We start from the raw sequence: 26,440 nt of genomic DNA on the forward strand, positions 1-26,440 counted from the left end.
CCTCCACAAGCACGAAAATGATAGCGGTCCCAGCTTTCGCTGGGGCGACGGCTTGGGTATGCGTCGCGCATGGGATGGGAAAAAGAACTCGAGGAACTGCGCCGGCGCGAGGCGTTGGCCGAGCAGATGGGCGGACCCGACAAGGTCGCTCGCCAGCATGGCCGGGGCAAGATGGATGCCCGCGCCCGGCTCGCCGCGCTCTGTGATGATGGCACCTTCCGCGAAATCGGCAAGATCGCGGGCAAGGCCAGCTACGACGAAGACGGCAATCTCGAAGCCGTCCTTCCTGCCCCCTTCCTGTTCGGCAAGGCGCAGATCAACGGCCGCCCGGTGGTTGCCACCGCCGATGATTTCACCATTCGCGGCGGCGCGGCGGATGCCGGGATCAGCCGCAAGATGGTGCAGGCCGAGAAGATGGCGCACGAGCTCAAGCTGCCGATCATCCGCATGATCGACGGCACGGGCGGCGGCGGGTCGGTCAAGACGCTCGAACAGATCGGCGCGACCTATATCCCCGCGGTCCCCGGCTGGGGCGACGTGGTGACCAATCTCGACACCGTGCCGGTGGTCGCGCTTGCTCTCGGACCCACCGCGGGTCTGGGTGCGGCGCGCGTGGTGGCGAGCCATTATTCGGTCATGGTCAAGGGCCTCAGCCAGATCTTCGCGGCCGGCCCCGCGGTGGTCGATGGGCTCGGCGAAGGTTACAAGGGATCGGCCGACCACCAGCAGGCCAAGGAAGACCTCGGCGGCAGCGGCATCCATACGCGCAACGGCGTGGTCGACGACGAGGTTGCCAGCGAGGCCGAGGCCTTCGCGCGCGCCCGGCATTTCCTCGCCTTCATGCCCGAACATGTCGGCCAGCTTGCCCGCCGGTCCAATTGCACCGATCCGGTCCACCGGCGCGAGGAGGCGCTGCTGGACCTCGTCCCGCGCGATCCCAAGGCGGTCTATTCGATGCGCCGCTGCATGGAGATGGTGTTCGACCAAGGCACCGTGTTCGAAATCGGCCGCATGTGGGGCCGCGCCTGCATCACCGCGCTCGCCCGGCTCGACGGCTGGCCGGTGGCGGTGCTTGCCAGCGACCCGTCCTATCTCGGCGGGTCATGGGATGCGAAATCGAGCGAGAAGGTCGAGCGCTTCGTCAAGCTGGCGGACCAGTTCCGCCTGCCGATCGTCCATCTGGTCGACAATCCCGGCTTCATGATCGGGCGCGAAGCGGAAATGGCGGGGACGATCCGTTACGGGGTGCAGGCGATGAACGCGGTCTACAAGGCCAGCGTCCCGCTCGCCTCGGTGGTCCTGCGCCGCGCCTACGGGATTGCGGGCAGCGCCATGTCGAATGCCGAGACCTACCAGTACCGGTTCTGCTGGCCGTCGGGTGACTGGGGCAGCCTGCCCATCGCGGGCGGTCTGGAAGTGGCCTATAAATCCGAGCTCGAAGCCGCCGCCGACCCGGAAGCCGAACTCGCTGCAATTCGCGCGCGGCTCGACCAGGTGACCTCGCCCTTCCGCAGCGCCGAACGCTTCAATGTCGAGGACATCATCGACCCGCGCGACACCCGTCCGTTGCTGTGTGAGTATGCCGAGCTTGCGTGGCGCAGGCTGGCCAGCGAAGCCTAGGTTTCCTCGACATCCGGATCGGGCGGCCCGAACAGCGCACCGCGTTCCGAAAAGAGCACCAGCAGCAGGCTGACGGTGGCGGTGACCAGCAGCGCCAGCGCCAGCGGACGCGCGGTGCCGTCATAGGCATAGCCGATACCCGCACCCAGCAACGCCCCGGTGGTCATGCGCAGGAAGCTCTGTGCACTCGACGCGGCGCCCGCAATGTGCGGGAACGGCTGCATCGCGATCGAACCGAAATTGGCCCCGATAAAGCCGAGCAGGCTCATGTTCGCCGCCATCAGCGGAATGAAGGTCCACAGGCTTTCGTTCGGCTGATAGGCGAACCACAATTGCAGGCCGGCGACGAAGATGAACACGAACAGCGCGGTATGGCTGACGCGGCGTGCGCCAAGCCGTTCGACGATGCGGCTGTTCGACCAGTTCGCCAGCGCCATGCAGCCCGCACACAGCGCGAACAGCAGCGGGAACATGTCGCCCGCCCCGAAAGCCTCGCCGATGAGCTGCTGCGAGGAGTTGATGAAGCCGAACAACCCGCCGAACACCAGTGCACTTGCCAGCGTGTAGCCCATGGTCGAGCGCAACGTGACAGCGCTGCGCATGTTGCGCGCGATGACCGCAATATCGATCCGCTGCCGGTCGCTTTCATGCAGCGTTTCGGGCAGGCGGACATAGACCCAGACCGACATCAGCGAACCGAAGGCCGCCATCGTCACGAAGATCCAGCGCCAGTCGCCCAGCAGTAGCAGCACACCCTGCCCGATGCTCGGCGCGACAGCGGGAACCAGCAGGAAGATGACGAAGATCAGGCTCATCATCCGGGCCATCTTGTCGCCGCCGACGCGGTCGCGAATGATGGCCGGCGGCAACGCGATGATGCCCGCAGCGAAGAAGCCCTGCAGCGCACGCAGCGCGATCATGGAGGTGAAATCGGTGACCAGCGCGCAGCCGAGCGACAGCACGATGTAGAAGCCCAGCGCGGTAAACAGCACCGGCCGGCGACCGAAGCGGTCGGCGAAGGCCCCCGGAATCAGCGTCCCGATGCCGGCCGCGAGCAAATAGACCCCGACGATGAACTGGCGATCGTTGCCCACGGCGCCCAATGACAGGGCGAGATCGTCTAGCGCGGGGAGGATCGCATCGATGCCGAAGGCATTGCAGGCCATCAGTAAGGCCATCATCGCGATAAGTTCACGCTCGCCGATGCGTTTTACCGGGGCCGCCCCGGCTATCGGGCGTTCGCCGCCGGCAAGGGGATCGCTTCGCATCTGCACAAAATGTCAGGTGGCGGACAAGGTTCCGCTTTGCAACCCGCAGGGCTATCTAATCGCGCATGAGCGAAGGCGAAGCGGGTACGGATGACACAGCGGGCGAGGCCGACGGCCTGCGCAAGATCATCCATGTCGACATGGATGCGTTTTTCGCCAGCGTCGAGCAGCGCGACAATCCCGAATTGCGCGGCAAGCCGGTGGCAGTGGGCGGTTCCAGCGGCCGCGGCGTGGTTGCTGCCGCCAGTTACGAAGCGCGCCGGTTCGGCGTACGCAGCGCGATGCCCAGCGTCACCGCCAAACGGCTGTGCCCCGACCTGATCTTCTGCAAGAGCCGCTTCGACGTCTATCGCGAGGTCAGCCAGCAGATCCGCGCGATCTTCCGCCACCACACCGACCTGGTCGAACCGCTCAGCCTCGACGAAGCCTATCTCGACGTGACCGAGGACAAGCTCGGCATCGGCAGCGCCACGCGCATTGCCGAGCTAATCCGGCAGGAAATCCGCGCCAAGACCCGGCTGACCGCGAGTGCCGGGGTGAGCTACAACAAATTCCTCGCCAAGATCGCCAGCGATCAGAACAAGCCCGACGGGCTGTGCGTGATCCGGCCCGGCGAAGGCGCGCGCTTCGTGGCCGAGCTGCCGATCCGACGGTTCCACGGCGTGGGTCCGAAGGGCGCGGAAAAGATGGCCCGGCTGGGTATCGAGACCGGCGGCGATCTGGCCGCCAGGGATATCGCCTGGCTCCGCGCGCATTTCGGCAGCTTTGCCGAATATCTGTTCCGCGCGGCGCGGGGGATCGACCTGCGCCCGGTGCGCTCCAGCCGCATCCGCAAGTCGGTGGGCGGCGAACGGACCTTCAGCCGCGACCTGTCGTCGGGCGGCGAACTGCGCGAAACGCTGGAGGACATCATCGACATCGTGTGGACCTCGATCGAACGCGCGGAGGCCCGCGGCCGGACGGTCACGCTCAAGCTGAAATACACCGATTTCCAGATCTTCAGCCGGGCGAAAACGGTCGATGTCGCAATTGCCGAGAAGGCCCAGTTCGCAGCGCTTGCGCGCGCGCTGCTGGAAGAGGTTCTGCCGCTGCCCATGCCGATCCGGCTGATGGGGCTGACCTTGTCCAAGCTCGAGCAGCAGGGCGGCAAGACGCAGCCCGCCCGTCCCGACGCGCAGCTATCGCTGCTCTAGCAGCTGCGCGCCTGCCACAGCGCGAAGCGCGCCCGGGTCCGCTTGCTCAGCGGTTCGGGCAGCGAATGCGTCGGGAAGAAACGCGCCTCGACGATCTCGCGCCCGTCGGGCTGCGGCACGGCATCGACCACTCCGTCGAAAAGGTGCGTTCGGTTAGGCGCACCGGCAAGTTCCTCGTCGATGATCCCGACCGCCACCAGGCCCGACACCGTGCAGCCGGTTTCCTCTTTTATCTCGCGCAAGGCCGCCTGTTCGGGCGTTTCGCTGCGCCGCTTGCCGCCGCCGGGGAAGTACCACCCCTCGGGGCCGTAACTGTGGCGCACCAGCAGCACCCGCCCGTTGAGATCGCGGGCAACGATGCTCACCCCCACTCCCGTCCGTCCGCTGACCCGGCGCCAGTGGTGGCGCAGACGGTGCCCGATTTTCAGCGCCTGCCGGTGTAACGGCTTGGGGATCAGGTAAAGCATGTGACCGGCTGTGTAGCTGCGCGCAGCAGCCGCGCAACCGGAAAATCATGTGTTCCTGCAATAGCTTGGTTAAGAATTGCGCGCTTTTCGTCGCCGCGTATTACGAACACCAGCGCAGCGCTGGCAAGCAGTGCCGGCAGCGTCAGGCTGATCCGGTCGAACGGTGCTTCGGGCGGCAGCGGATCGGGGGTCAGCCGGACGACTTGCCGCGGATCGTCCACCTGTGGATCGGTGTTGGGGAACAGCGAGGCGATGTGCCCGTCGGTGCCCATCCCCAGCCATGCGAGCGCGAAATGCGGCACGGCTTCCATCTCGGTCAGCGTGACCACTTCGGCACCTGCCGGTTCGAAAAGGTCGCGCAGCTTGCCGGTGTTGGACGCAGCATGGTCTTCGGGAACCACGCGGTCATCACCCGGCCAGACGACCAGCCGCGTCCAGTCGAGATCGTGTTTCAGCAGCGCGGCCATGATCGGGAACGGGGTCGACCCGCCTGGCACGGTGATCGTGACGGGGCCACCTTGTGCTTCCATCGCCTCGCTCAGGCGCGCTGCAATCCAGTCGGCAATGGCGGCGTCGCTGCGCCCTTCGATGATCGTGGGAGTGTTCATGCCCCCCTGATACACCAAGGCCGCCCTTCCCCAACAGGAAAGGCGGCCCGATCATGTGCCCGTTACTGGGTCAACGTTGGCGCGGTTACTTGCTCGTCTGGTTGAGGAACCAGACACGCTCCTCGCACTCGTCGATCCAGTCGTCGACGACACCACTGGTGGCGTTGTCGCCCGCTTCTTCGGCGGCTTCCTTCACTTCGAGCAGACGCCCGTGCAGCGTCTTGTTGTCGTCGCGCAGTTCCTTGACCATCGCATCGGCGGTCAGCGACACATCGTCCTGGTCCTTGATACGGGTCGCCTTGGCAACACTGCCGATCGACGTGAGCGTGTATTCATCGTTCTTGCGCACGCGCTCGCCCAGATCGTCGACCGTGCCGACCAGCTGCGCGGCCTGCTCGTCGAACAGCACGTGGAGATCGCGGAACCGCGGGCCCGCCACATGCCAGTGGAAGTTCTTGGTCTTAAAATAGAGTGCCACGGTGTCGGCAAGCGCCCCGTTGAGTGCGCTGACGAGACCGGCTTTCGAATTGTCGCCTGCTTCGGCCATAAGATTAACCCCTTTTGCTGAGATGATATCGACCCGATTGGGATGTTCACTACACCAACACGCGAGATGCTGTAGGGTTTCTCGATTATAGCCGACCAGACTAATCGCTTCATCCGATTATCCCGCGGGCGCTCAATCCCGTGATCGCCGCCAGGACGAACAGGATGATGGCCAGCGCGATCCGGATACCGCGCAGCGGCAGCCGTTCGTCCAGCTGCGCCCCCAGCATCCAGCCCAGCGCTACCGCAGCCCCGCCGCCCAGCGCGCCGCCCATGCCGGCGAGCGGCCAGGATGCGAAAACCACCGCAAAGGCCGCGACCAGGAACCGCGAGGCATCGGTCAATTGCCGGACGAACAGGACGATAGCGATCGCCCCCAGCGAACGGGTCGGTTCGCGGGGCGTTTTCTCGCGGTTGGGCCAGCCGCATTCGAAACTGGCCAGCAACAGCGCGATGGCCACGAACATGGTCGCGGCGTTCACCGACATCGTCTGCGCCAGTTGCGCGCCGAACCACGCGGCAATGCCTGCAGTCAGCGCGGAACTGGCAAGCGCCACGACGAGGAGCGCGGGCGAAGCGCCGAGACTGCCCGCCAACCGTGCGACGAGGATCTGGTCGCGCGCGCCGGTCGCCGCCAGAAAGCTGGCGACCATGGCAAACAGTAGCGGTGTCACGGCGCGGTGCCCTCCCCCTTCCTAAGCTTCGCGGCTTGCGATAGCACGCGCCGCAACGAAACACAGGGGGAGAGCAGACATGGAACTCACGCAGGGTATGGCAGCCGTTGTCACGGGCGGCGCTTCGGGCCTGGGCAAGGCGAGCGCGCAGGCGCTGGCCGACCTCGGCCTCAAGGTCACTATCTTCGACGTCAACGAGGAAGCCGGCGAAGCGCATGCGCAGGCCATCGGCGGGACCTTCGCCCGTGTCGATATCACCGACGAGCAATCGGTCGTCGACGGGTTTGCCGCAGCGCGCGCCGCGCATGGGCAGGAACGCGTGACCGTCCACTGCGCGATGACCAGCCGGCGCGGCAAGACGCTCGGCTGGGACAAGCAGAACAATTGCTACAAGCGGCTGTCGACCGAGGACTACGCCTTCGGGGCCGAGGGTATTCTCGTCTCGTCCTACCGCGTGGCCAGCCTGTCCGCGCTGGGCATGGCCAATGCCCAGCCGGTCAACGAGGATGGCGAACGCGGCTGCATCACGCTGACCGCCAGCGTCGCGGCGCAGGACGGGCAGATCGGCCAGACCATCTACGGCAGTTGCAAGGCCGGGGTGAACGGGCTGGTGCTGCCGATGGCGCGCGACCTGATGGATCTCGGCATCCGGATCAATTCGGTGATGCCCGGTATCTTCGCCACCCCGCTGATGCTCGGGATGAAGGATCGCAACCCGCAGATGTGGGACCAGCTCAACGCCAGCGTGCCCTTCCCCAAGCGGCTCGGCCATCCGGAGGAATTCGCCTCGCTGATCTGCGAGATCGCCCGCAACAGCTATATCAACGCGCATCAGTTCCGGCTCGACGGCGCCATAAGGATGCCACCGCGATAGATGCCGAACGTGACGGTGGAGCGGGTGAAGGGAATCCAATCCTCATTCCCGGCCTCCTGAATACCGCAGAAAACCTAGGGTTTTCGATAAGGTGAGAAGCTATGTATCCCAGCGTGTGAGAAGATCAAGAGTTCGTCGCAAAGAGGCCAAGACCGAACGTGTTCGGCCAGAATGTCTGCTGCCAGTCTGCCGGGTCCAAAGACAGGAATACGCTCGCGTATCCTGGACTAAATCGGACCGGCAACCACCGATATTCCAGCGGGTTGAATTCGGTTTCACTTGCAATACCGCTAGGCCTCGGGATAGCCGTCCTTGCTCGACGCTCGCATGTCGGTGCACACCAAGAATACAGGGGGGTGACTTTGGCATACCGTAATAAGACTTATGTCGCATTCGCTAGTGAAGACATTGGCCGCTATCGCCTTATGGAAGCCTGGCGCGACAACGAGAAGATCGATTTCAACTTCTATGATGCGCACGATTTGTATATCTCGCGGGACACAAGCAAACCTGAGACAATCAAGAAGAATCTGCGCTCACGCCTCGGCAATGCTAAACAGGTGGTGCTATTGGGCAGCAAGGATGCCAAGCGCAAAGGCGACGATGGCGTGTCCTTTTTGGCGCACGAGGTTGAAGTAATCAAAGAGCTAGAATTGCCTATTGTCGTTGCCAACCTTGACGGCGACCGAAAGGTTGATCGAGCCTTCATTCCCAACCTGCTCTTGGATGCTAATTACTACACCCTTTCGACGTCGTTTCAGCCAAAAATTATCATGTATGCCTTGGACAATTATCCAGCGTATTTTGCTGGCAATATTTCGAAGGGACCGCACCAATATCCTGCATCAAAATACGAAGAGCTCGGATTGTAAATGTCGATCACTCAGGATCTTCGCACAGGTAGGTTTTGGCGCCACTACCTAACAAAGTCATTTGCTATTTTTGGTGGCATCGCTGTCGTTGTCCAAACAAATTCTATAATCGACCCCGAATCTACGATTTTTCAAGGTTATGGAGTATTGCTCGCGCTGGCAATTATTTCGTTAGTATCGGGTCTTTTTTGGTCTTGGCCCAGGCCGATACAAGAGGAGTATGATTCTCCGAAAACAAAAATATCGATTGTAAGGGGCGACTTGCTTACGCAAGACACACATCTAGTTATTGGCACGGTCGACACATTTGATACCGAAACACCAGTTATTATAGCCAAAAACAGCCTCCAAGGCCAAGCTCTTGAGAATCTATTCGGCGGTGACCTGAAAGAACTTGACGACAGACTCTCACAAGCTTTGAACGACAAAGACGTTGTCGATACGATCCATAAGGATGGTAAGCAGAATAAATATGGCGTTGGCACTGTTGCTACTGTCAAGAGCGCGGCACGCTTGATTTTCTTTTTGGCTTATTGCGAGATGGACGCGAGCAATAAGGCTTATTCGAGCCCCGATAATTTTTGGCATAGTCTGAGACTTCTTTGGGAGGAGATTTCAATACGTGCAAACGGGGATGCGGTATCGATTCCAGTGATTGGTGGGGGGCAGGCGCGCCTTTCCAATCTGTTGCCAGCGCAAGACGCAATCCGGTTCACTATTCTATCATTTATAATCGCGTCGAGAGCCAACAAAATTTGTGACGAACTTCGGATTGTAGTGAGACCAGAAGACTACAAGAAGCTGGATCGATTAGAGCTCCAGTCATTCTTGTCATCCCTGAGGGCATCTTAATGATAGGCTCGAGTATTGAGCCCCCAGCTGAGGAGCGCGGATGCGCTTTCTGCGCCTATCTTCGGGGAGAGCGGCCATATACCATCCTAAAGCGCAACGGTGAGACGGCGACCTTCGTCACGCGCGAGCAACGTGGTCATCCGCATTTACTTGTGCTTCCAGTTCGCCACGTGCCTACAATCTTAGAGATGACAGACGCCGAGGCCGCCGCCGTCGCTATCGCGGTTCGCGACGCAGCCATTTTGATCAACGATGCTTACTCAAAGCCAGGCATCGCGATTTGGCAGAACAACGGTGTTCCTGCCGGCCAAGCTATCAATCATGTCCATTTTCATGTCGCGGGAACACTCGAAGGTGGCGGCACCGAGTTTGGACCTGTTACCGAGATTTCGGTTGAACAGACGGATGCGATTGCAAAGAGGCTCGTGGCCGAGCGCTAGGGCGATCGTGCAAATTCCCCACGATCCACAAACACTAAAACCAGTGGTCATCGCGCAGCCCCACCAGCTTGGATGACCGCGGCGTGCAGCATCGCAAGCGCCGCATGATGGCGCTGCGCAAGGAACTCGGCTTCCCCAAGGAGGCGCCAATCACAACCGGGCTGGCATTTGCAGCGGTGGATGAGCCCAACGATGCGATCCTATGCGCAATAGCTCAGAAGGCCATCGCCGATCGGCAGGATACGCTGATCCATTGCTATTCCAGCATCGCATCCACCGATCCGCTCTTGACCGTCCTGGTGCTGCGAACAGCGAACGGGGCAGAGCTGCTGCCAGTGGAGATCGTCCAACGCAGCACGGCAAAGCCCCTGCAGCTGATCACTACGGATCGCACGCGCTGCTTCCGCCTCGATAGCCGGTGGCTTCTCCAGGAGACACGGGTTCCATCGGCGGCGAAGCTTCCGAAGGCCATCGCGGCAGCACAGGCACGTTACGATGCTGCCTTGGCGGACACGCTCGGCGATCATGCCGCGTGGGATCCTCAGGTCGTGATCTTCCAGACCGGCCCTGACAGCATGGCCGCGTAACCCACAACCCCATCTTGAAACTCAGGCGCATGCGGGCGGTGTCTCTCTGGAGATGCCGCCCGCGGCGCATGGGGGAGACACCCATGCTAGAACACCCAAACCACACATTGGCAATTTCGACCGTGCGGATAGCCAGCGCCACCGAAATTGAAGATCCCGCCGGACCGATTGTCTGTCTCGCCACATTCTCGGTCGAGCGAACGAGTGACGATGAGGCCCGGTTCGCATCGACCCACGTCACTTTCGAGCCGGACGGCGACTGGCGAGCACCAGCAGCGCATGTCCGCTGCCTGTTGCACCGCCACACTTATGCGCTCGGATGCCGACCGTCCTCTCTCGAACATCAAGAGCGATACCGACGCCGCCGTTCCGCGTCCTATGAGGAACTACCGGGAACGGCTGGGCGTGCCAGTAGGACTGATGCTTGGCAAAGCCGATCCAGGCGTCCGGCAGTCGGAAATTCGCTGGAGCGACTTGCAGGATCACTGCGAGCGGGACGTGTTGTTCACCGGGCTTGCGCTGGCTGCCCTGCTGAGGTTGGAGGGGCAGGTCCCATCCACTATTGCTGGTATGCATGTTGCGCTAAGCGAGGCGTTTCTCCGCCAGCGTCCACGGGCAATCTGTGCGCCCCTGCTTCGGCGCTTCGCCAATGAAGCCAGGACCGTATTAATTCCTGCGGAGGCAGCGTAAGAAGATGACGCCGCTACGCTGGTAGCGGCGTCATTAGCCTTCGGCTGCAACCTCGGCCCGGAGGTCGCCGTATAAATCGAGATTGTTCAGTAGCAGGTTCTTCAGCCCCGCCCTGACGCGCGCGGAATTGATCACTTGGACACCCATAGATTCGTGGGCCTCCATCGCCGCGATCGCAGCTTCGAGCATTTCGGGATCAATCGTTGGCGACGCCTTAAATTGTGCCTCGCTGTTGGCTCGTGCCTGCGCACGCAGCGTTTCTGATTCCATCAGCTTGTCCTTCACGCTGCGGACAAAGCTCAGCTGATCCCCGTCGGTCAAATCGCCCTCGAAGAGCGCATTCACCTTGGCGATGATCTGCGAAAGCGCTGCCTTGTCCTTGTCCTGCACAGAGCCAGATCCAGCAGCAGTGATCGGCTTCAAGGGTTCGGCCTCCCCCTCTCCCAAATCCATCACGGCCTGATTAAGCGCGCGCACCGCATGGTGGGTGAGGGTGACCTGCGATAGATCGACCTCGGCGTTCTCTCGTTCGAAATCCAGAAGCGGCACCAGATAGCGGTAGAACCAGTAGCGCTTCTCTACCCCCGTATGGCCGTAATCGATCATCTGGCTGAGATACGAATACAGCCGCATGTATTGCTGCATGTCGCCTTTCATGAGCGTCAGCGCGTCGATGCGGTCTTTCGCTTCAGCCGCAGCTTGGTCCTGTTCGCCCTCTTTCGCCGAATGCAGGGCATCTCTGGCCTCAGCGAAGCGCTTCACCAATCTCTGCGCTACAGGCTGTAGAGCAGCCGACAGTTTCCCCTGCGACGCGCCCGGTGAGGTAATGACCTCAATGACCCGTTCCACCTCAGGCGTGTCATACCAGCCCCCTCCATCGAGCTTGTCCTTCAGGGTGAAGATCATCTCTGGAGCAGTCGTGCCGTCCAGTTCAGCGGTCTCGTAATAGGTTCGGAACGCTTCCAGCACCGCATCGGAGCTGTTCACGAAGTCGAGGACATAGGTGGTATCTTTGCCTGGATGCGAACGGTTCAACCGCGACAGGGTCTGGACCGCCTGCACACCGGCCAACTTACGGTCCACATACATCCCACATAGCTTGGGTTCGTCGAACCCGGTCTGGAATTTGTTCGCGACCAACAGCAGGCGCGCGTTCTCGTCGTCGAAAGCGTCACGTATATCGCGTCCGTGTAGCGTCGGATTCAGATCCGCGCTCGTCTCTGTGACCGGTTCCGGAAAACTCTCCGGGTCGTTTACCTCTCCGGAGAACGCGACCAGTGCCTTGAGCTTCGTGTAACCGTTGTCGGCGAGGTATTTGTCCAGCGCAACTTTCCAGCGCACCGCTTCCTTCCGGCTACCGAGAACCACCATCGCTTTCGCCTGCCCTTCAAGCAGGGGCGCGACGTTTTCACGGAAATGCTCGACGGTGATCTGGACCTTCTGCGCAATGTTGTGCGGATGAAGGCGAACCCATCGCATGATCTTCTTCGTGGCAGCGGAGCGTTCGACCTCCTTGTCGTCAATCTCTTTCAAGCCATCCTTGCCCTGCTGGGCGAGCTTGAACGCCGTTGCATAGGGCGTGTAATTGCGCAGCACGTCGAGGATAAAGCCCTCTTCGATCGCCTGGCGCATCGAATATACGTGAAATGCCTCGTATCCATTCGCGTCGGAAGGCGGCGCGGACGGATCCTTCAACCTGCCGAACAGCTCGAGAGTCTTGTTCTTCGGCGTCGCCGTAAAAGCGATGTAGGTGATGCCGCGGTCATCGGCCCGAGCCTTCATCTGCGCGGCCAACAGGTCCTCGATGTCAACCTCGCCTTCATCCTGCAAATTGGCCGCTGCATCACTCGCCAGGAGCTGGCGCAGCGTCGCGGCAGCCATTCCTGCTTGGCTGCTGTGGGCCTCATCCGCGATCACTGCGAAGGTCTTACCGTCAGTGGCGGCCTTTTCCCGCACCGCCTCGAGCGCGTAAGGAAAGGTCTGGATGGTGCAGACGATGATCTTCTTGCCCGCAGCCAGAGCCTCGGCGAGCTGACCGCTCTTTGCCCCACCGCTGTTCTTGATAGTCTCAACCACGCCAGCCGTGCGCTCGAAATCAAACAGCGCATCCTGGAGCTGGCCGTCGATTACGCGCCGATCCGACACGACGATGACCGTCGAGAACATCTTGTTGTCGTCAGCATCGTGCAGTTCTGAAAGAAAATGCGCGGTCCACGCGATCGACGCGGTCTTGCCGCTGCCCGCTGAGTGCTGGATAAGGTAGGCACCGCCCGCGCCCTCATCGCGCACCTGCTTTACCAGTTTCCGGGTCGCATCGAGCTGGTGGTAGCGCGGGAAGAACAGGGCCGACAGATTGCCCTTCTTGTCGCGCTTGGCGACCATGTAGCGCCCAAGAATATCGAGCCAGCTGTCCTGCGCGAGAACGTGTTCCCAAAGGTATGAGGTTGCAGCACCGTACGGGTACGGTTCGTTCCCAGCGCCGCCCTTATTGCCCCGGTCGAAGGGTAAAAATCGGGTGGCCTTACCTGCCAACTTGGTCGTCATCCGGACGAGACTGCTGGATACCGCGAAATGCACCAGAGCGCCGCCAGGGAAAGAGAGCAATGGCTCCAGTCGGCCGCCCTTGGGGTGGGGCTCTCGATCCTTGCGATACTGCTCGACCGCATCTTCGACGCTCTGCGTGAAGTCGGTTTTCAGCTCGATGGTCGCAGTGGGAATGCCATTCAGGAAGAGGACTAGGTCGATCGAATGCTCGCTGTCGAGGCGATAGCGGACTTGCTGAACCACGCGTAAGCGGTTGGCGCTGTAGCGATTGGTGATTTCCGGGTTGAGACCGCTGGCGGGCTTGAACTGCGCCAGACGGATGGTGCGGCGGATGCCGACCATCTCCATGCCAGAGCGTAGAGTTGCGAGAGTGCCCTTCTCGTCCAGCACCTTGCGCACGCGATCGAGAAGTTTGTCCCTGGCTCCGTCTTCACCGTGCCGCTTTTCCAGCGTTCCCCAAACCTCGGGCTGTGTTTGCTGGACCCAGGCAATCAGGTCTGGCGCATAAAGTGCGCGCTGGCGGTCGTAGTCAATGTCGGCTCCGAAATCGTAGAGCCAGCCCTTCGTCTGCAGGGTGCCGCAGATCTCGCCTTCCATGGTGGCTTCTTCGTGGAGCTTAGCCATCAGAGCAAATCATCGATCGTCTCAAGACGTCGAGCCTCCCAATCCTTGTAGGTCAGGCCGCTTTCCGTTTCATGCCAATCCAGAGTCCCATTCGCGGGACGTCCGTGAACCATTGCTGCCGCGGCGCTGGGGCTCTTGAAGGCGTAGCTTTCGGTGAACACCCGGTGATCGCCTTCAACTGCCAGCACGCCCGCTCTGCACAGTTCCTCGTGCATTTCGGAGTAGCTGTGCCCAGCGGACCCCTCGCTCCAGCTCATGCGAGATAGCGAACCCTTCAGAACGATAAACTCCCCGTCGTCGAGAACGGCCTTAGCATTCAGGCCATGCTTACGATTTTCGAGGGTGAATAGGGGAGCGTCGAGAGCCGGATCAACGGCTGAGGATTCCGACGCCTCCGCGCCCCTTGTATCGGGAGCCCGGCGCTTCCGCTCAACGAACATATCGATACGCAAGGCCGGCAAGACAATCAGGAGAAAGCCGAGGAACTCCTCCATCTTGGACACGTCCGCCAGGCTGAGGCTGGGCAGCGTGGGGCTGTTGCCGTTATCCAGCGGAATGCGGCCGACTTCTTTGGCCTTCTGCACCAGCCGCGCTTCAAGATAGCGGATATGGGCCGGGTTCAGCCGGTTTTCGGCCGCCGTCACAATGGCGATCTGCGTCCACCAGTCTTTCTCGACGTCGTGCTTCTTGATCCGCCGGGCTATGTCCTCGGCTTGGCCGATATAAGCGAGCGGTGCGCCATCGCTGTCTTCCCCGATGAGCAGATAGATGCCGGAATGCCGCGCCTGTTCATGGCTCTCGATCATACGCGACAGCTCGGTGCGTGGAGCCAAGAGAACGCTGCCAGTCCAGTTGAACATTTCCGCCGTGACGATGCCATCCGGGCGGCCATCGACGTAGAACAGCTCGAGCGATTGACCCGTCATCGCTGCTTCCCCTTCACGCCAATTCGCTCAAGCCCCTCGACTACTTCCGGCTTCATGGTGAAGCCGGAAGTCTCTTCATCGAAGTCAGCGAGAATGCCGGCCTTGAAGGGTTCGTTCCGCGCCTTTGACCATGGCGCTGGCCATAGGTAGTTTTGCCTGTCCCAGCCGATCTTTCCAAAATGTAGCTGCCAGGCTTTGTCCTGCCAGCCGATCGCTTCAGTCAGCGCGGTGGAGGTAGCGCCCGGGTTATCGAGCAACACCTGCATGAGCGAAACTTCAAGATCGCTCGGCGGCATTCGTGCGAAGGCGTTCTCAACCTTGCTGACCGGATCGGACGCGGACTCGCGCTCTTGCAGCTTGGCAAAAGCATCCAGGACCTTGCGGCCTGCTTCCTGCTGTTCGGCAGAGCCGTCGGCCACCCAGTCCTCGGCGCGGGCCCGGATTGTGCGGCGCTCATTGTCGGACTTTGCCGGCAGGCTAGCGATCAGCGGATCGACGTTCATGCAGCCTCCTGTTCCTATTCATCGACGTCGCCGCGCACGTCAATTTTCCCAGTGACGGCGGCGGAAATGAGGGCGGCGCGGCGTTCTTTAAGAAGGCGAATGCTCGAAAGCGCCTTCGCTTTAAGGGCATCTATTCGACTGCACGCATTATCGAGATAGGCGATAATAGTTTTCTGTTCCTCGTGGGAAGGCAGAGCAAAACGGAACTGCCGGACTTTTTCCTGACTTATGTTCGGTTGACCTCCTCCGCTTCCTAGCAAAATCAGCGCTGGCTTTCCGCCCTGCAAAACATAAAAAAGAAACCTGCCTAAATCAGGCTCGCTTGTTCGCATAGCGCAGCAAGCCTGATTGGTCGCAGCTTCGCACTCCAGCCAGCCTAAACGACCAATGGTTGCACCATACATTGCAATAAGCAGAGTTCCCGGTGAGAATTTTTTAAGCGCCGAATAATTAGCCAGGGCCGCCTCAGTTAAACGCTTCCGAGTAGAGTAGATCCCCGTTTCGCGCAGTTCGCCGGTAGTTACCCAACAAACTTCGCCACCATAAGCCTGTTCGTCATTTGTGCTGGGCGTGGTTCCGCTGCCAATCTCGTCGCAAACGTGACTAATTGCAGGGGTGCTCCAGTGGGCCGGGATCTGGCCGAGCCATTCGATGCCGCTGTCTTTCATGGGGGCGTCGGGGTCGAGACCCTTGGTGACGGCGTGTGAGATGGTCGCGGCGCGCTTTTCGGCGAGCAGCGCGATTAACCGCTCCTGCGCCGCCACCGCCGCATCGATCTTCGCCGTCTCGCGGTCGAGAAAGGCAGCGATAGCGCGTTGGTCATCTGCTGGGGGGACTAGCACCGGGAAGTCCATCAAATCTGCTCGGCTCATCTGTAGGGAATTCGGCCGAATACCTTGAAGAAGCCTGGTATAAGCATCGACGTGAATTGAGCTGCGCATGATGTAATGGACGAAGCGTCGGTCAAGAGATTCCGAAATATCGTAACTTCGGTAGGCTGGACTTACGTGTCCTTCGTGCTCGCTTACCCCAAGGCCAGTGTAATTGAGCCACATCGTATTGACGACAAGCTGGCCAGGGCGAACAATGCGATAGCCGACTAGATCATCATCCGAACGCCGCTGATTATCATCCTCATATTCCTTGACCTCGATCCCCCGGTAACCTGACACCGCAAGCATTGGTCCGACTACGGTATCGTCGATCTTTTCAGCGCTCTCCGCGAACAAGAAGCGGAATTTTCTCGGCTCCCAGCCAGCCGGGATTTCGCCAAGCCAACCAACACCGCTGTCCTTATATTCCGGGTAGGCGGGAAAGCTCACGCCGCCATCTCTCGTAGCATGCTCTGAATGTCCGCCGTCACCTCGGCCAGCTCCTCGTCGATCTCGGCCAGAGGACGCGGCGGTTCAAAAACGTAGAAATACCGGTTGAAGGGGATTTCGTAGCCGACCTTTGTTTTGCTCTCGTCGATCCAAGCGTCGGGCACGTGCGGCAGCACCTCGCGTTCGAAGTATTCTTCGATCGCCTCGGTTAGCGGCACTGTCTCGGTATCGCGTAGGGCAGTGTCCGGTTGTGACTCGCCCTTATTCTTGCCGCGCGACGCCAGAACCGGTTCACCGTACTCGTTCAGTAGCGGGCGCTCGACCGTCACCTGGTGATATCCAAAAGCCTCGTTCGGAAGCACGAGCGATACCGGCGCACGCTTCGCCTTCCCGCCGGTGGGTGCATCTGGGGTCACTGCATCGGGAGCGATGACCTTGCGATCGATCTCCTTGCCGTCCGCGTTCAGTAGCGTGACCAGATCCATCGGCTCGCCGTCGCCGAACAGCTTGACCAGCGTCTCACGGTCCTGCTCGCCGATCTCGCGCCGCTTCGATCCCAGCGACTTGCGCATCTTGCGGAAGAAAGCGCTTCCATCGATCAGCTGCGTCTTGCCCTTGCGCGCCTTCGGCTTTCGGTTGGAGACGACCCAGACATAGGTCGCGATGCCGGTGTTGAAGAACATATCGGTCGGCAGGGCGACGATCGCCTCCACCAAATCGTTCTCCAGCAGGTATCGGCGGATCTCGCTCTCCCCGCCACCAGCGCCGCCGGTGAACAGGGGCGAGCCGTTGAGCACGATGCCGAAGCGGCAACCGCCGTCCGCCTCGGGTTGCATCTTGGACAGCATATGCAGCAGAAACAGCAGCGACCCATCGGACACGCGCGGCATGCCGGGACCAAAGCGGCCAGCATAGCCCTGCTCCTTGTGCTCCTTCTCCACCACACGGCGGATGCCCTTCCAGTCCACACCGAACGGCGGGTTGGCGAGCATGTAGTCGAATGTCTTGCCCTCGTGCCCATCGTCCGACAGCGTGTTGCCGTAGACGATGTTGTTCACGTCCTGCCCCTTGATGAGCATGTCCGCCTTGCAGATGGCGTAGGACTCTGCGTTCAGTTCCTGTCCGCTCATCACCAGCTGGACGCCGTAATTTCCATCGCGCAGGAATTCGTCGGCAACGGACAACATACCGCCCGTGCCAACCGTCGGATCGTATATGCGGCGAATGAGGCCTTCCCTGCCGCCAAGCACCGCGTCGTCCTCAATGAAGACAAGCTCCACCATCAGGCGGATGACATCGCGCGGGGTGAAGTGCTCACCGGCCGTCTCGTTCGAATCCTCGGCGAATTTGCGGATCAGCTCCTCGAAGGCATCGCCCATCTGCGCGGAAGTCAGATTGTCCGGGTGAAGATCGACGCGCGGATCGAGGAACCGCTCGAGAACCTGGAAGATCAGGTCCTTCTCTTCCAGCTTGTCGACCTGAGCGTGGAATTCGAACTTCTCGAAGATGTCCCGCACTTCGGGGCTGAATGCATCGATGTAGCTGTGCAGGTTGCTGGCAATGTTGGAAGGGTCACCCAGGATGCCCTGCAGGTCCAGCTTCGATGCGTTGTAGAAGCCGAACCCGGACGCCCGGCGCATGAACGCGTCGGGGTCCATGTCCTTGCCCTCCCACTTCGCCTTCTCGGCCAGAACGGCCCCGCGCGTGTCCGCCAGCACGAGGTCGAGGCGGCGTAGGACGGTAAAGGGCAGAATGACCTTGCCGAAGTCGGCGCGCTTGTATGCCCCGCGCAATAGGTCGGCGATCGACCAGATGAAGGACGACAAAGACTGCTGATTCATGAACTTCCCTCTTTCCCCAGTCACTATCAGCAGCTTGTCAAGTCCGCCAGATACAATGGCTCTAGAGGGAATAGATGAAGGTCCTGAACCCCAGTGGCGGTGGCGCCGGCTTTCTTTTCGGTTTCGGCCCAATCCTCAGGATCGGTTTTTCTTCAGTCCGCGTTATCCGCGAACTTGCCCACGCAGAGTTCGCCAACTCGGTTATTTGAATCAGATCGGTGATTAGTCGATCTCGGAAACCCACTTTTGCGATCTCGGGCATCTGCATATCGACCCGGGTAATGAATTCGCTTCTGGTTCGGGAACGGAAGACTAACACCCTTGGCACTCGCTCGCGTCGTGGGCTTGCATAGATGAGCTCGCATGGCAGCAGGTCGTTGGCGAGGCCATGCCTCAAATGGTGCCTCGTGGGTGGCCCTGGAATGATCATGATCGCAATATCTCCCGCATTACTGGCAGAACTTACGCTGTGCATCACGTCCCGGCGCGGAACCCACGCGTGATCGCTTCCGGAGGTGCAGCAGATTGACGCGATCCTGTCGCGGGATATGCGATGTCACATTCGGCATTTCACGCACCATGATATCGAGCCGCTCACGCAGCTCTTTGACTTCGCCGAGCGCCAGCGACCGACGATCATATTTTTTCGACCCGGTGCCCTTACGCGCGTGCCCCATGTGCATGGCCAGAATTTTCTCGGCGACGTCTGGAGCAGCAAGAACGCTCTGGTTGTAGGTCCGCTGCGAATGAAAATCGGCCTTCTTGCCGTCACTCGTTTCAGGCAGCGGCATTACGCCGTGCGTAGCGTCGGCCGCATAGCGCCACGCAATAGCGTAGAAACGACGGCCTCCAATTGCCGGGACCTTCTTACCGTCTCCGCGATATTTCGCCTCTTTGCACCATAGCTCAGGGAAAATCGGGGTGCATGTGCCCACCTGATGACCCTGTTCCTTCGCGATTGCCTCGACATACCTCTGCAATCCCAGCTCAAGAAGCTGAGGATGCAGCGGCATCACTCGGGCGCGTGCCATGGTCTTCAGGCGGCGAAGGCTGTTCTTCTTGACGACCAGGTAAGGCACCTCGCAAGCGAAATTGAAATCATCGATTTCGAGCCCGGAACCTTCTTCGCGACAGATGCCCGTATAAGTCGCAATGAGCGGGAGCCAGTATGCCGCGTCCATGTAAACCATCGGCCGGCCGCTGGGCTTGAGACGTTCGATGCTTCCGCCGCCACCCTGCCAAAGAGGCAGCGAGTAAAGCGTTTTCAGATGGTCTGGCGTCCATGGCATCCGATCGGGATTTTCGGGGTCGTCCTCGACGCGGATCGTATACTCGAGAAAATCAACTTCGAGCCTGTCGCCGTATTTCAGGCGCCAGTGCGTTTTGGCCAGCCGTTTCGACACGTTCTGGAGAATGCTCAGGTCGCGGTTTATTGTCCTCGGACTGCGCTTCATTCCCTTGTTTGAAGGAATGGCATCCTCGCAGAATGGGACGGCCATTGCCCCTGATTTGTTCAGCTTACCCCACGAAAATTTGTTGGGGAATCTGGCGACGGTTTTTGCAAAGTATTTCGCATCGGCCGCGCTCCAGTCCTTTAGCCGTTTATCACCGCATATCCATGCGGCACGTTCACATACCGCTTCGCGCTGGCCATTGTCTTTCTCCCACCCCTTTTCTTCCATCAGCTCCGCAAGAACGTCCTTCATCACCTCGCTGAAGCGTAGATCGCTCGGGAACGCGTAGATGCTATCCTGCACCGGCTCGGTCATGGATGGGGCATCCGGCCTTACGGCTTCACCGGCACAGTCGTCTGGCTTACCAGGCTTACTCTGAGCCGACCAAGCCCGCCCGATGATGTCGTCATCGAGAAGAGCCACGATCCCCCGGCCAGATGATCTCACCTCGTCGCTGTCAATCAGGGATGCACGGCGGTGCGCTTCGGCATGTCCACGCAACAGCTGTGCACGTGCTTCCTTCGCTGTGCCATCGTTGAGCGGACCACCTAGGTCGCCCACCGCCTCCAATGCTTCGGTGCGACTAATGCTCATCGGCGTGACGAGCATATGCAGCGTCTTCCAGAGCAACAGGATTTCATTCTCTGTCCAGCTGTCGTCAACCTCGGCTTCGAAGGTCTCTAGATCGATGACAGCGGCATCATGTGGCACTCGGGCCACGATGCGATAGGCCGCTTCCATGATCTTGTGCGTCCCTGCGTGAGGTTGTTCGGCAGCGATGGGGGCCGTGAAATGCGCGGTCGCTCTTGCGAGCTCATCCTTCAGCCCTTTTCGGAAGAGAGCTTCCTGTTCATCAATCGTCAGATGACCGCGCTCGATTTTCGGCATCATCAACATAAGTAACTCGTCCCATCTCGCGGCCAGCCTACGGACAAGGCGACGCGCCTCGACCGGGTCAGCTGTGCCCAGCGCGATACTTATAGGACGGTTGCAAGGGAAAACGGCCGGATTTCTGCGGCGGAAGTGATATCGCGCGCCGCGGCGAACAAGGTAGCTGTTCTGCCGCATACTAGCGAACTCGTACGCCGAACGCGTTCGGTATGGCCATCGCCGCGACGGCCGTGATGTGAGAAGCCGTGTGAGAAACTATGGGTGAAGGTGTGCGCACTACCGCCTCCGGAACGGCGGTTTTCTGCGGCTAATTCAGAATTGTGGAGCGGGTGAAGGGAATCGAACCCTCGTCGTCAGCTTGGGAAGCTGCTGCTCTACCATTGAGCTACACCCGCGAGGCGGCGCGGCGCTTGCCACGGAACGCGCGTGGCGGTCAATACAAACCGGCGGCCACGGCGGAAAACGGCGTGCGCGCCCTTCCCCCGCGGGCAGCACGCCCTACAAGGCCCGCATGACGAACAAGCGCGCATGGGTGAACTGGGCGATCGGCCGGATAGAGGCCGACTTCAACCGTTCGGCCGACACGCATCTGATCCCGCTGCCGGTCCCCGCGCTGCCTGATATCGCGATCTATCTGAAGGACGAATCGAGCCATCCGACCGGCAGCCTCAAGCACCGGCTGGCGCGATCGCTGTTTCTCTATGGCCTGTGCAATGGCTGGATCTGCGAGAACACCCCAGTGGTCGAGGCATCGAGCGGATCGACCGCGGTTTCCGAAGCCTATTTTGCGCGCATGCTGGGGCTGCGTTTCATCGCCGTGGTGCCGCGCAGCACCGCGCAGGCCAAGATCGACGCCATCGCATTCTACGGCGGCGAATGCCATTTCGTCGGCGCGCCCGGCGAAGTCTACGCAGCGGCGCAGTCGCTCGCCGACGAATTGGGCGGCCATTATATCGACCAGTTCACCTATGCCGAACGCGCCACCGACTGGCGCAGCAACAACAATATCGCCGAATCGATTTTCGCGCAGATGGCGCGCGAGCCGCATCCGGTACCGCGCTGGATCGTCTGCGGTGCGGGAACGGGCGGCACCTCCGCCACCATCGGCCGCTTTGCGCGCTACAATCGCCATGACACCGGCGTCTGCGTCGCCGATCCCGCGGGATCGGTCTTCCACCGCCACTGGGCCGAGCGCAGCGTTGCGCGCGTGGACCACTCTGCCGGACTGATCGAGGGCATCGGCCGGCAGCGGGTCGAACCCAGTTTCCTGCCCGATATCGTCGACCGGATGGAAGTGGTGGCAGATGCCGCCTCGATCGCCGCCGCCCATGAAGTCAGCGCCCGCCTGGGGCGGCGCTGCGGGGGTTCGACCGGGACCAATGTGTGGGCCTGCGCGCGCATCGCCGCCGAAATGGCCGCGCGCGGCGAAACGGGCTCAATCGTGTCGATCCTGTGCGACGACGGCGCGCGGTATGCCGACACCATCTTCGACGCGGATTGGCTGGCGGCGCGCGACCTCGACGTCGCGGCGCCGCGACAGGCGATCTCGGACTTCTTCGAAACCGGCCGCTTCGCCGGCTAGACACTGCATCTCCAGAACAAGGGCTGCCGCATCACATGATCAGCGACGATAGGATTATTCTCGGGCTGCTTGCCCTGGTGCTCGGTTTCGTATTCGCCACGCGCGACCGCCCCGGCTGGCAGCGTTTCTACGTCTTCGTGCCGATCATCCTGGTCTGCTATCTCGTCCCCAGCCTGATGACGACTTTCGGGCTGATCGACGTATCCGAAAGCAATCTGTGGCCGGTAGCGAAGGATTATTTCCTGCCCGCCGCGCTGTTCCTGATGACACTGTCGATCGACATCAAGGGGATCCTCGGCCTCGGCAGCAAGGCGATCGTCATGTTCCTGACCGCCACGGTGGGCATCGTCCTCGGCGGGCCGCTGGCACTGTGGATCGTGGCGCAGTTCGAACCTTCGATTATCGGTTCGGGCGATACGGCCGCCTGGCGCGGGCTGGCGACGCTGGCGGGAAGCTGGATCGGCGGCGGCGCCAACCAGACCGCGATGCTCGAAGTTTATGGCTACCCGCTCGAAGGCTTTGCCGCGCTGCTGGCGGTCGACATCATCGTGGCGGAAATCTGGATGGTGTTCCTGCTCTATGGCGCGGGCGCGCACGAGCGCGTCGACAAATGGCTGGGCGCGGACAGTTCGTCGATCGCCCGGCTGCGCGACACGATGGCCGATTACACCGCGAGCATCGAACGCGTCGCCAAGGCCAATGACTATGTCCTGCTGTTCGGCGTCACCTTCGCCATCGTTGGTCTCGCGCATCTGCTCGGCGGCTGGCTGGGCGGCTGGTTCGCCGCGATGCAGGGCGAGGACGCTACGCTGGCGAGCGAGTTCTTCTGGGTCGTGGTCATCGCCACCACCGCGGGACTGACCGCCAGCTTCACCCGTGCACGCGAGCTGGAAGGTATTGGCGCGAGCAAGTTCGGCGTGTTGTTCATCTTCCTGCTGGTGGCGGTGATCGGCACGCGGATGGACGTGACCAAGATTGCCGATGCGCCCGCTTTCATGGCGATCGGCTTCATCTGGATGCTGTTCCACGTCATCCTGCTGCTGAGCGTGGCCAAGATCATCAAGGCGCCGTTCTTCTTCGTCGCGGTGGGCAGCAAGGCGAATATCGGCGGCGCGGCGTCGGCGCCGGTGGTGGCGGCGGCGTTCCACCCCGCGCTTGCCCCCGTCGGCGTGCTGCTGGCCGTGCTGGGCTATGCACTGGGGACCTATGGCGCGATCCTGTGCGCGCAGATGATGGCGGCGGTCGGCTAGCCGCGCGCGGCAAAGGTTTCACCCGATACCGGTTGCTTTCGGACCTTGCGCGCGTATGGGCCGTTGCAAAGAAAAGAGAGGAACTTTCATGCGTCAGCTTGACCATTTCATCGTCGGCGGAGCGAGCGCTCCCGCGGCCCGCACCCACAAGATCTGGAACCCCTCGACGGGCGAAGTCCAGGCCGAGGTTCCACTGGGCGATGCCGCCTTGCTCGACCGCGCGGTCGCCGCCGCAAAGAAGGTCCAGCCCGAATGGGCGGCCACCAATCCGCAGCGCCGCGCGCGGGTGATGTTCGAATTCAAACGGCTGGTCGAAGCCAACAAGCAGGAACTGGCCGAACTGCTCGCCAGCGAACACGGCAAGGTCGTGGACGATGCGCACGGCGACGTGCAGCGCGGGCTCGAGGTCATCGAATATGCCTGCGGCATCCCGCAGGCCCTGAAGGGCGAATATTCGCAAGGCGCGGGCCCCGGCATCGATGTCTATTCGATGCGCCAGCCGCTGGGCATCGGCGCGGGCATCACCCCGTTCAACTTCCCCGCCATGATCCCGATGTGGATGTTCGGCATGGCGATCGCGGTGGGCAACGCCTTTATCCTCAAGCCGTCCGAACGCGATCCCAGCGTGCCGATCCGGCTGGCCGAACTGTTCGTCGAAGCCGGCGCGCCCGAGGGGCTGCTGCAGGTGGTCCACGGCGACAAGGAAATGGTCGATGCCATCCTCGATCATGAGGATATCGCCGCGGTTAGCTTCGTCGGGTCGAGCGATATCGCGCATTACGTCTACAAGCGCGGCGTCGCTGCGGGCAAGCGCGTCCAGGCGATGGGCGGCGCGAAGAATCACGGCATCGTCATGCCCGATGCCGATCTCGACCAGGTGGTGGGCGATCTCGCCGGCGCCGCCTTCGGTTCCGCAGGTGAACGCTGCATGGCGCTGCCAGTGGTCGTGCCCGTGGGCGAAGACACCGCCGAGAGGCTGCGCGAAAAGCTGATCCCCGCGATCAATGCGCTGCGCATCGGCGTTTCGACCGATCCCGACGCGCATTACGGCCCCGTCGTCACGCCCGAGCACAAGGCGCGGATCGAACAGTGGATCGACACTGCCGAACAGGAAGGCGCCGAAGTGGTCATCGATGGCCGCGGTTTCACGCTGCAGGGGCACGAGAAGGGCTTCTTCGTCGGCCCGACGCTGCTCGACCGCGTGACCCCCGACATGGAAAGCTACCGCGAGGAAATCTTCGGGCCGGTCCTGCAAATCGTGCGCGCTGACGATTTCGAGCATGCACTGCGGCTGCCGAGCGAGCACCAATATGGCAATGGCGTCGCCATCTTCACGCGCAACGGCCATGCGGCGCGCGAATTCGCCCACCGCGTGAATGTCGGTATGGTCGGGATCAACGTTCCGATTCCCGTCCCCGTCAGCTATCACAGCTTCGGCGGGTGGAAGCGTTCGGGCTTCGGCGACACCGACCAGTACGGCCAGGAAGGCCTGAAGTTCTGGACCAAGGCCAAGAAGGTCACCCAGCGCTGGCCCGATGGTGGCGGCGACGGATCGAACGCCTTCGTCATACCGACGATGGGTTGAATGCCGCGGCAGGCGGTAGGGAGAGAGACACGATGAAACGATCACTGCTTACCGCCGCCCTGCCGCTGGCACTGCTGGCTGCCGCCTGTTCGGACGGGCCGGACGAGGCGGCTGCGCCCGAGCCGGCCGAAACGATGATGCCGGTCGAACCCGATGGCGGGATTGGTGACGGCGCCGGACCGCCGGGCCCCGTCACTGCCGAAACCATTCCCGCCGCGTTCCGGGGCGTTTGGGACTATGTCGAGGGCAGCTGCGATCCGGCTTCCGACCTGCGCGTCGAGATCGGGCCCGAGACCATGCAGTTCTACGAATCGTTCGGCGAAGTGACACGGATCGAAGTCGCAGGCCCGCAGGACATCGTCGTTTCGCTGGCGATGGAAGGTGAAGGCGAGACATGGGAGATGGCGCGCCGCTTCACGCTGTCCGACGACGGGCGCAGGCTGACCCCGGCGGCAGTTGGCGACGACCAGTTCGAGCCCATGCCGCTCAAGAAATGCGAATAGGAGTGTTGCCCCCCATGCGTATCCTGGCCCTTTCCGTCCTGGCGCTGCCGCTGGCCGCCTGCGCGGGGTATTCCGAACCCGCGCCCTCCCCGTCGGATCCCGGCGATGCGATGCGCGGCAGCTGCAATGCCGAACCGGCACAGGCCCATGTCGGCCAGCAGGCGACCGAGCGGACCGGGGCAGCCATCCTTGCCGAAAGCGGCGCCGAGGTGCTCCGCTGGGGGCCGCCGAACTCGGCCTGGACGATGGACTACCGCACCGACCGCGTGAACGTGCGCTATGACGAGGCGCGGCAGATCACCGAGATCACCTGCGGGTGAAGCGCCGCCACGCCTCCAGCGGATCGCCCTTCGAAGCGCAGTTCGGCTTCGCCCGCGCGGTGCGCCAAGGCGATCGCATCATGGTCGCCGGCACCGGCCCGATCGAGGATGACGGCACCTCGACACCGGGCAATGCCGCGGCTCAGGCCGAACGCTGCTTCACGCTGATCCTGCGCGCCGTCGAAGACCTGGGCGGCAGCGCGAAGGATGTCGTGCGCACGCGCATGCTGCTGACTGATCCGGCCGACCAGCAGGCGATCGGCGAAGTCCACGCGCGGTTCTTCGGCGAGGCCCGCCCCGCCGCAACGATGGCAGGCGTGGCCTGGCTCTGCCGACCGGAATGGAAAGTCGAGATCGAGGCCGAAGCAATCATCGAAGGCTGACCGCCGCAGCCCTTTTCACCT

The 26,440-nt window shown here is 61.6% G+C and carries 24 protein-coding genes and 1 tRNA gene; 13 read left to right on the forward strand and 12 right to left on the reverse strand.

What is annotated here, in order from left to right:
• The first annotated feature begins 69 nt into the window (after positions 1-69).
• Complete coding sequence (locus tag WKH79_RS08380; RefSeq protein ID WP_341858582.1) at positions 70-1,620, forward strand: carboxyl transferase domain-containing protein; 1,551 nt, start codon at positions 70-72, stop codon at positions 1,618-1,620.
• On the opposite strand, the gene WKH79_RS08385 is transcribed toward WKH79_RS08380, so the two are convergent.
• Positions 1,617-2,888 (reverse strand): multidrug effflux MFS transporter, encoded by a 1,272-nt coding sequence (locus tag WKH79_RS08385; protein ID WP_341858583.1) that lies wholly within the window; start codon positions 2,886-2,888, stop codon positions 1,617-1,619. The genes WKH79_RS08380 and WKH79_RS08385 overlap by 4 nt on opposite strands.
• A 65-nt stretch (positions 2,889-2,953) precedes the next feature.
• Here WKH79_RS08385 and dinB point away from each other — a divergent pair, with 65 nt between their 5' ends.
• Positions 2,954-4,081: a DNA polymerase IV gene (gene dinB / locus WKH79_RS08390; protein WP_341858584.1), complete on the forward strand. Its 1,128-nt coding sequence runs from the start codon at positions 2,954-2,956 to the stop codon at positions 4,079-4,081.
• On the opposite strand, the gene WKH79_RS08395 is transcribed toward dinB, so the two are convergent.
• From WKH79_RS08395 to WKH79_RS08410, 4 genes are all read right to left on the reverse strand, one after another.
• A complete protein-coding gene (locus WKH79_RS08395; RefSeq protein WP_341858585.1) occupies positions 4,078-4,548 on the reverse strand; it encodes an NUDIX domain-containing protein in 471 nt (156 codons plus the stop codon). The genes dinB and WKH79_RS08395 overlap by 4 nt on opposite strands.
• Positions 4,536-5,156 (reverse strand): 6-phosphogluconolactonase, encoded by a 621-nt coding sequence (locus WKH79_RS08400; RefSeq protein ID WP_341858586.1) that lies wholly within the window; start codon positions 5,154-5,156, stop codon positions 4,536-4,538. The genes WKH79_RS08395 and WKH79_RS08400 overlap by 13 nt, the downstream gene beginning before the upstream one ends.
• An 85-nt stretch (positions 5,157-5,241) precedes the next feature.
• The gene (locus WKH79_RS08405) at positions 5,242-5,703 is read right to left on the reverse strand and encodes a DNA starvation/stationary phase protection protein (protein ID WP_050600927.1); all 462 of its coding nucleotides are present in this window, start codon (positions 5,701-5,703) and stop codon (positions 5,242-5,244) included.
• 109 nt (positions 5,704-5,812) lie between these two features.
• Positions 5,813-6,376: a hypothetical protein gene (locus WKH79_RS08410; protein WP_341858587.1), complete on the reverse strand. Its 564-nt coding sequence runs from the start codon at positions 6,374-6,376 to the stop codon at positions 5,813-5,815.
• 79 nt (positions 6,377-6,455) lie between these two features.
• On the opposite strand from WKH79_RS08410, the gene WKH79_RS08415 reads away from it, so the two are divergent.
• The 5 genes from WKH79_RS08415 to WKH79_RS08435 all read left to right on the forward strand — a co-directional run bounded on the left by WKH79_RS08415 (position 6,456) and on the right by WKH79_RS08435 (position 10,001).
• Entirely contained in the window at positions 6,456-7,250 is a 795-nt protein-coding gene (locus WKH79_RS08415) for an SDR family oxidoreductase (RefSeq protein ID WP_050600929.1), read from the forward strand.
• A 362-nt stretch (positions 7,251-7,612) separates the two neighbouring features.
• Positions 7,613-8,122, forward strand: a complete 510-nt coding sequence (locus WKH79_RS08420; protein WP_341858588.1) for a TIR domain-containing protein — start codon at positions 7,613-7,615, stop codon at positions 8,120-8,122.
• Positions 8,123-8,974 (forward strand): macro domain-containing protein, encoded by an 852-nt coding sequence (locus WKH79_RS08425; RefSeq protein ID WP_341858589.1) that lies wholly within the window; start codon positions 8,123-8,125, stop codon positions 8,972-8,974. It abuts the gene before it with no gap.
• Positions 8,974-9,414: an HIT domain-containing protein gene (locus tag WKH79_RS08430; RefSeq protein WP_341858590.1), complete on the forward strand. Its 441-nt coding sequence runs from the start codon at positions 8,974-8,976 to the stop codon at positions 9,412-9,414. The genes WKH79_RS08425 and WKH79_RS08430 overlap by 1 nt, the downstream gene beginning before the upstream one ends.
• A gap of 68 nt (positions 9,415-9,482) precedes the next feature.
• Positions 9,483-10,001: a hypothetical protein gene (locus tag WKH79_RS08435; RefSeq protein WP_341858591.1), complete on the forward strand. Its 519-nt coding sequence runs from the start codon at positions 9,483-9,485 to the stop codon at positions 9,999-10,001.
• A 723-nt stretch (positions 10,002-10,724) separates the two neighbouring features.
• Here the strand turns inward: WKH79_RS08435 and WKH79_RS08440 are convergent.
• From WKH79_RS08440 to WKH79_RS08470, 7 genes are all read right to left on the reverse strand, one after another.
• Entirely contained in the window at positions 10,725-13,859 is a 3,135-nt protein-coding gene (locus WKH79_RS08440; RefSeq protein ID WP_341858592.1) for a type I restriction endonuclease, read from the reverse strand.
• On the reverse strand, positions 13,859-14,785 hold the full coding sequence (locus WKH79_RS08445) for a GIY-YIG nuclease family protein (protein ID WP_341858593.1): 927 nt from the start codon (positions 14,783-14,785) through the stop codon (positions 13,859-13,861). Before WKH79_RS08445 ends, WKH79_RS08440 begins: the two co-directional genes overlap by 1 nt.
• A complete protein-coding gene (locus WKH79_RS08450) occupies positions 14,782-15,288 on the reverse strand; it encodes a hypothetical protein (RefSeq protein ID WP_341858594.1) in 507 nt (168 codons plus the stop codon). Before WKH79_RS08450 ends, WKH79_RS08445 begins: the two co-directional genes overlap by 4 nt.
• 14 nt (positions 15,289-15,302) lie before the next feature.
• Positions 15,303-16,610, reverse strand: a complete 1,308-nt coding sequence (locus tag WKH79_RS08455) for a restriction endonuclease subunit S (RefSeq protein WP_341858595.1) — start codon at positions 16,608-16,610, stop codon at positions 15,303-15,305.
• Positions 16,607-18,475 carry a class I SAM-dependent DNA methyltransferase gene (locus WKH79_RS08460; protein ID WP_341858596.1) on the reverse strand — a complete coding sequence of 623 codons (1,869 nt, stop codon included), beginning with the start codon at positions 18,473-18,475 and terminating at the stop codon, positions 16,607-16,609. Before WKH79_RS08460 ends, WKH79_RS08455 begins: the two co-directional genes overlap by 4 nt.
• Positions 18,476-18,900: 425 nt before the next feature.
• The gene (locus WKH79_RS08465) at positions 18,901-20,802 is read right to left on the reverse strand and encodes a hypothetical protein (RefSeq protein ID WP_341858597.1); all 1,902 of its coding nucleotides are present in this window, start codon (positions 20,800-20,802) and stop codon (positions 18,901-18,903) included.
• Between the two features lie 315 nt (positions 20,803-21,117).
• Positions 21,118-21,191 (reverse strand) — tRNA-Gly (locus WKH79_RS08470).
• Between the two features lie 116 nt (positions 21,192-21,307).
• On the opposite strand from WKH79_RS08470, the gene WKH79_RS08475 reads away from it, so the two are divergent.
• From WKH79_RS08475 to WKH79_RS08500, 6 genes are all read left to right on the forward strand, one after another.
• Positions 21,308-22,378 carry a PLP-dependent cysteine synthase family protein gene (locus tag WKH79_RS08475; RefSeq protein ID WP_341858598.1) on the forward strand — a complete coding sequence of 357 codons (1,071 nt, stop codon included), beginning with the start codon at positions 21,308-21,310 and terminating at the stop codon, positions 22,376-22,378.
• A gap of 35 nt (positions 22,379-22,413) precedes the next feature.
• Positions 22,414-23,628: a DUF819 family protein gene (locus WKH79_RS08480; protein WP_341858599.1), complete on the forward strand. Its 1,215-nt coding sequence runs from the start codon at positions 22,414-22,416 to the stop codon at positions 23,626-23,628.
• A gap of 88 nt (positions 23,629-23,716) precedes the next feature.
• A complete protein-coding gene (locus WKH79_RS08485; protein WP_341858600.1) occupies positions 23,717-25,213 on the forward strand; it encodes a CoA-acylating methylmalonate-semialdehyde dehydrogenase in 1,497 nt (498 codons plus the stop codon).
• Between the two features lie 32 nt (positions 25,214-25,245).
• Entirely contained in the window at positions 25,246-25,716 is a 471-nt protein-coding gene (locus WKH79_RS08490) for a hypothetical protein (RefSeq protein WP_050600933.1), read from the forward strand.
• Between the two features lie 14 nt (positions 25,717-25,730).
• The gene (locus tag WKH79_RS08495; protein WP_230832465.1) at positions 25,731-26,036 is read left to right on the forward strand and encodes an I78 family peptidase inhibitor; all 306 of its coding nucleotides are present in this window, start codon (positions 25,731-25,733) and stop codon (positions 26,034-26,036) included.
• Complete coding sequence (locus WKH79_RS08500; RefSeq protein ID WP_341858601.1) at positions 26,033-26,419, forward strand: RidA family protein; 387 nt, start codon at positions 26,033-26,035, stop codon at positions 26,417-26,419. The genes WKH79_RS08495 and WKH79_RS08500 overlap by 4 nt, the downstream gene beginning before the upstream one ends.
• The last annotated feature ends 21 nt before the right edge of the window (positions 26,420-26,440 follow it).

Source organism: Qipengyuania sp. GPGPB31, assembly GCF_038396345.1.
GTDB lineage: Bacteria > Pseudomonadota > Alphaproteobacteria > Sphingomonadales > Sphingomonadaceae > Qipengyuania > Qipengyuania citrea.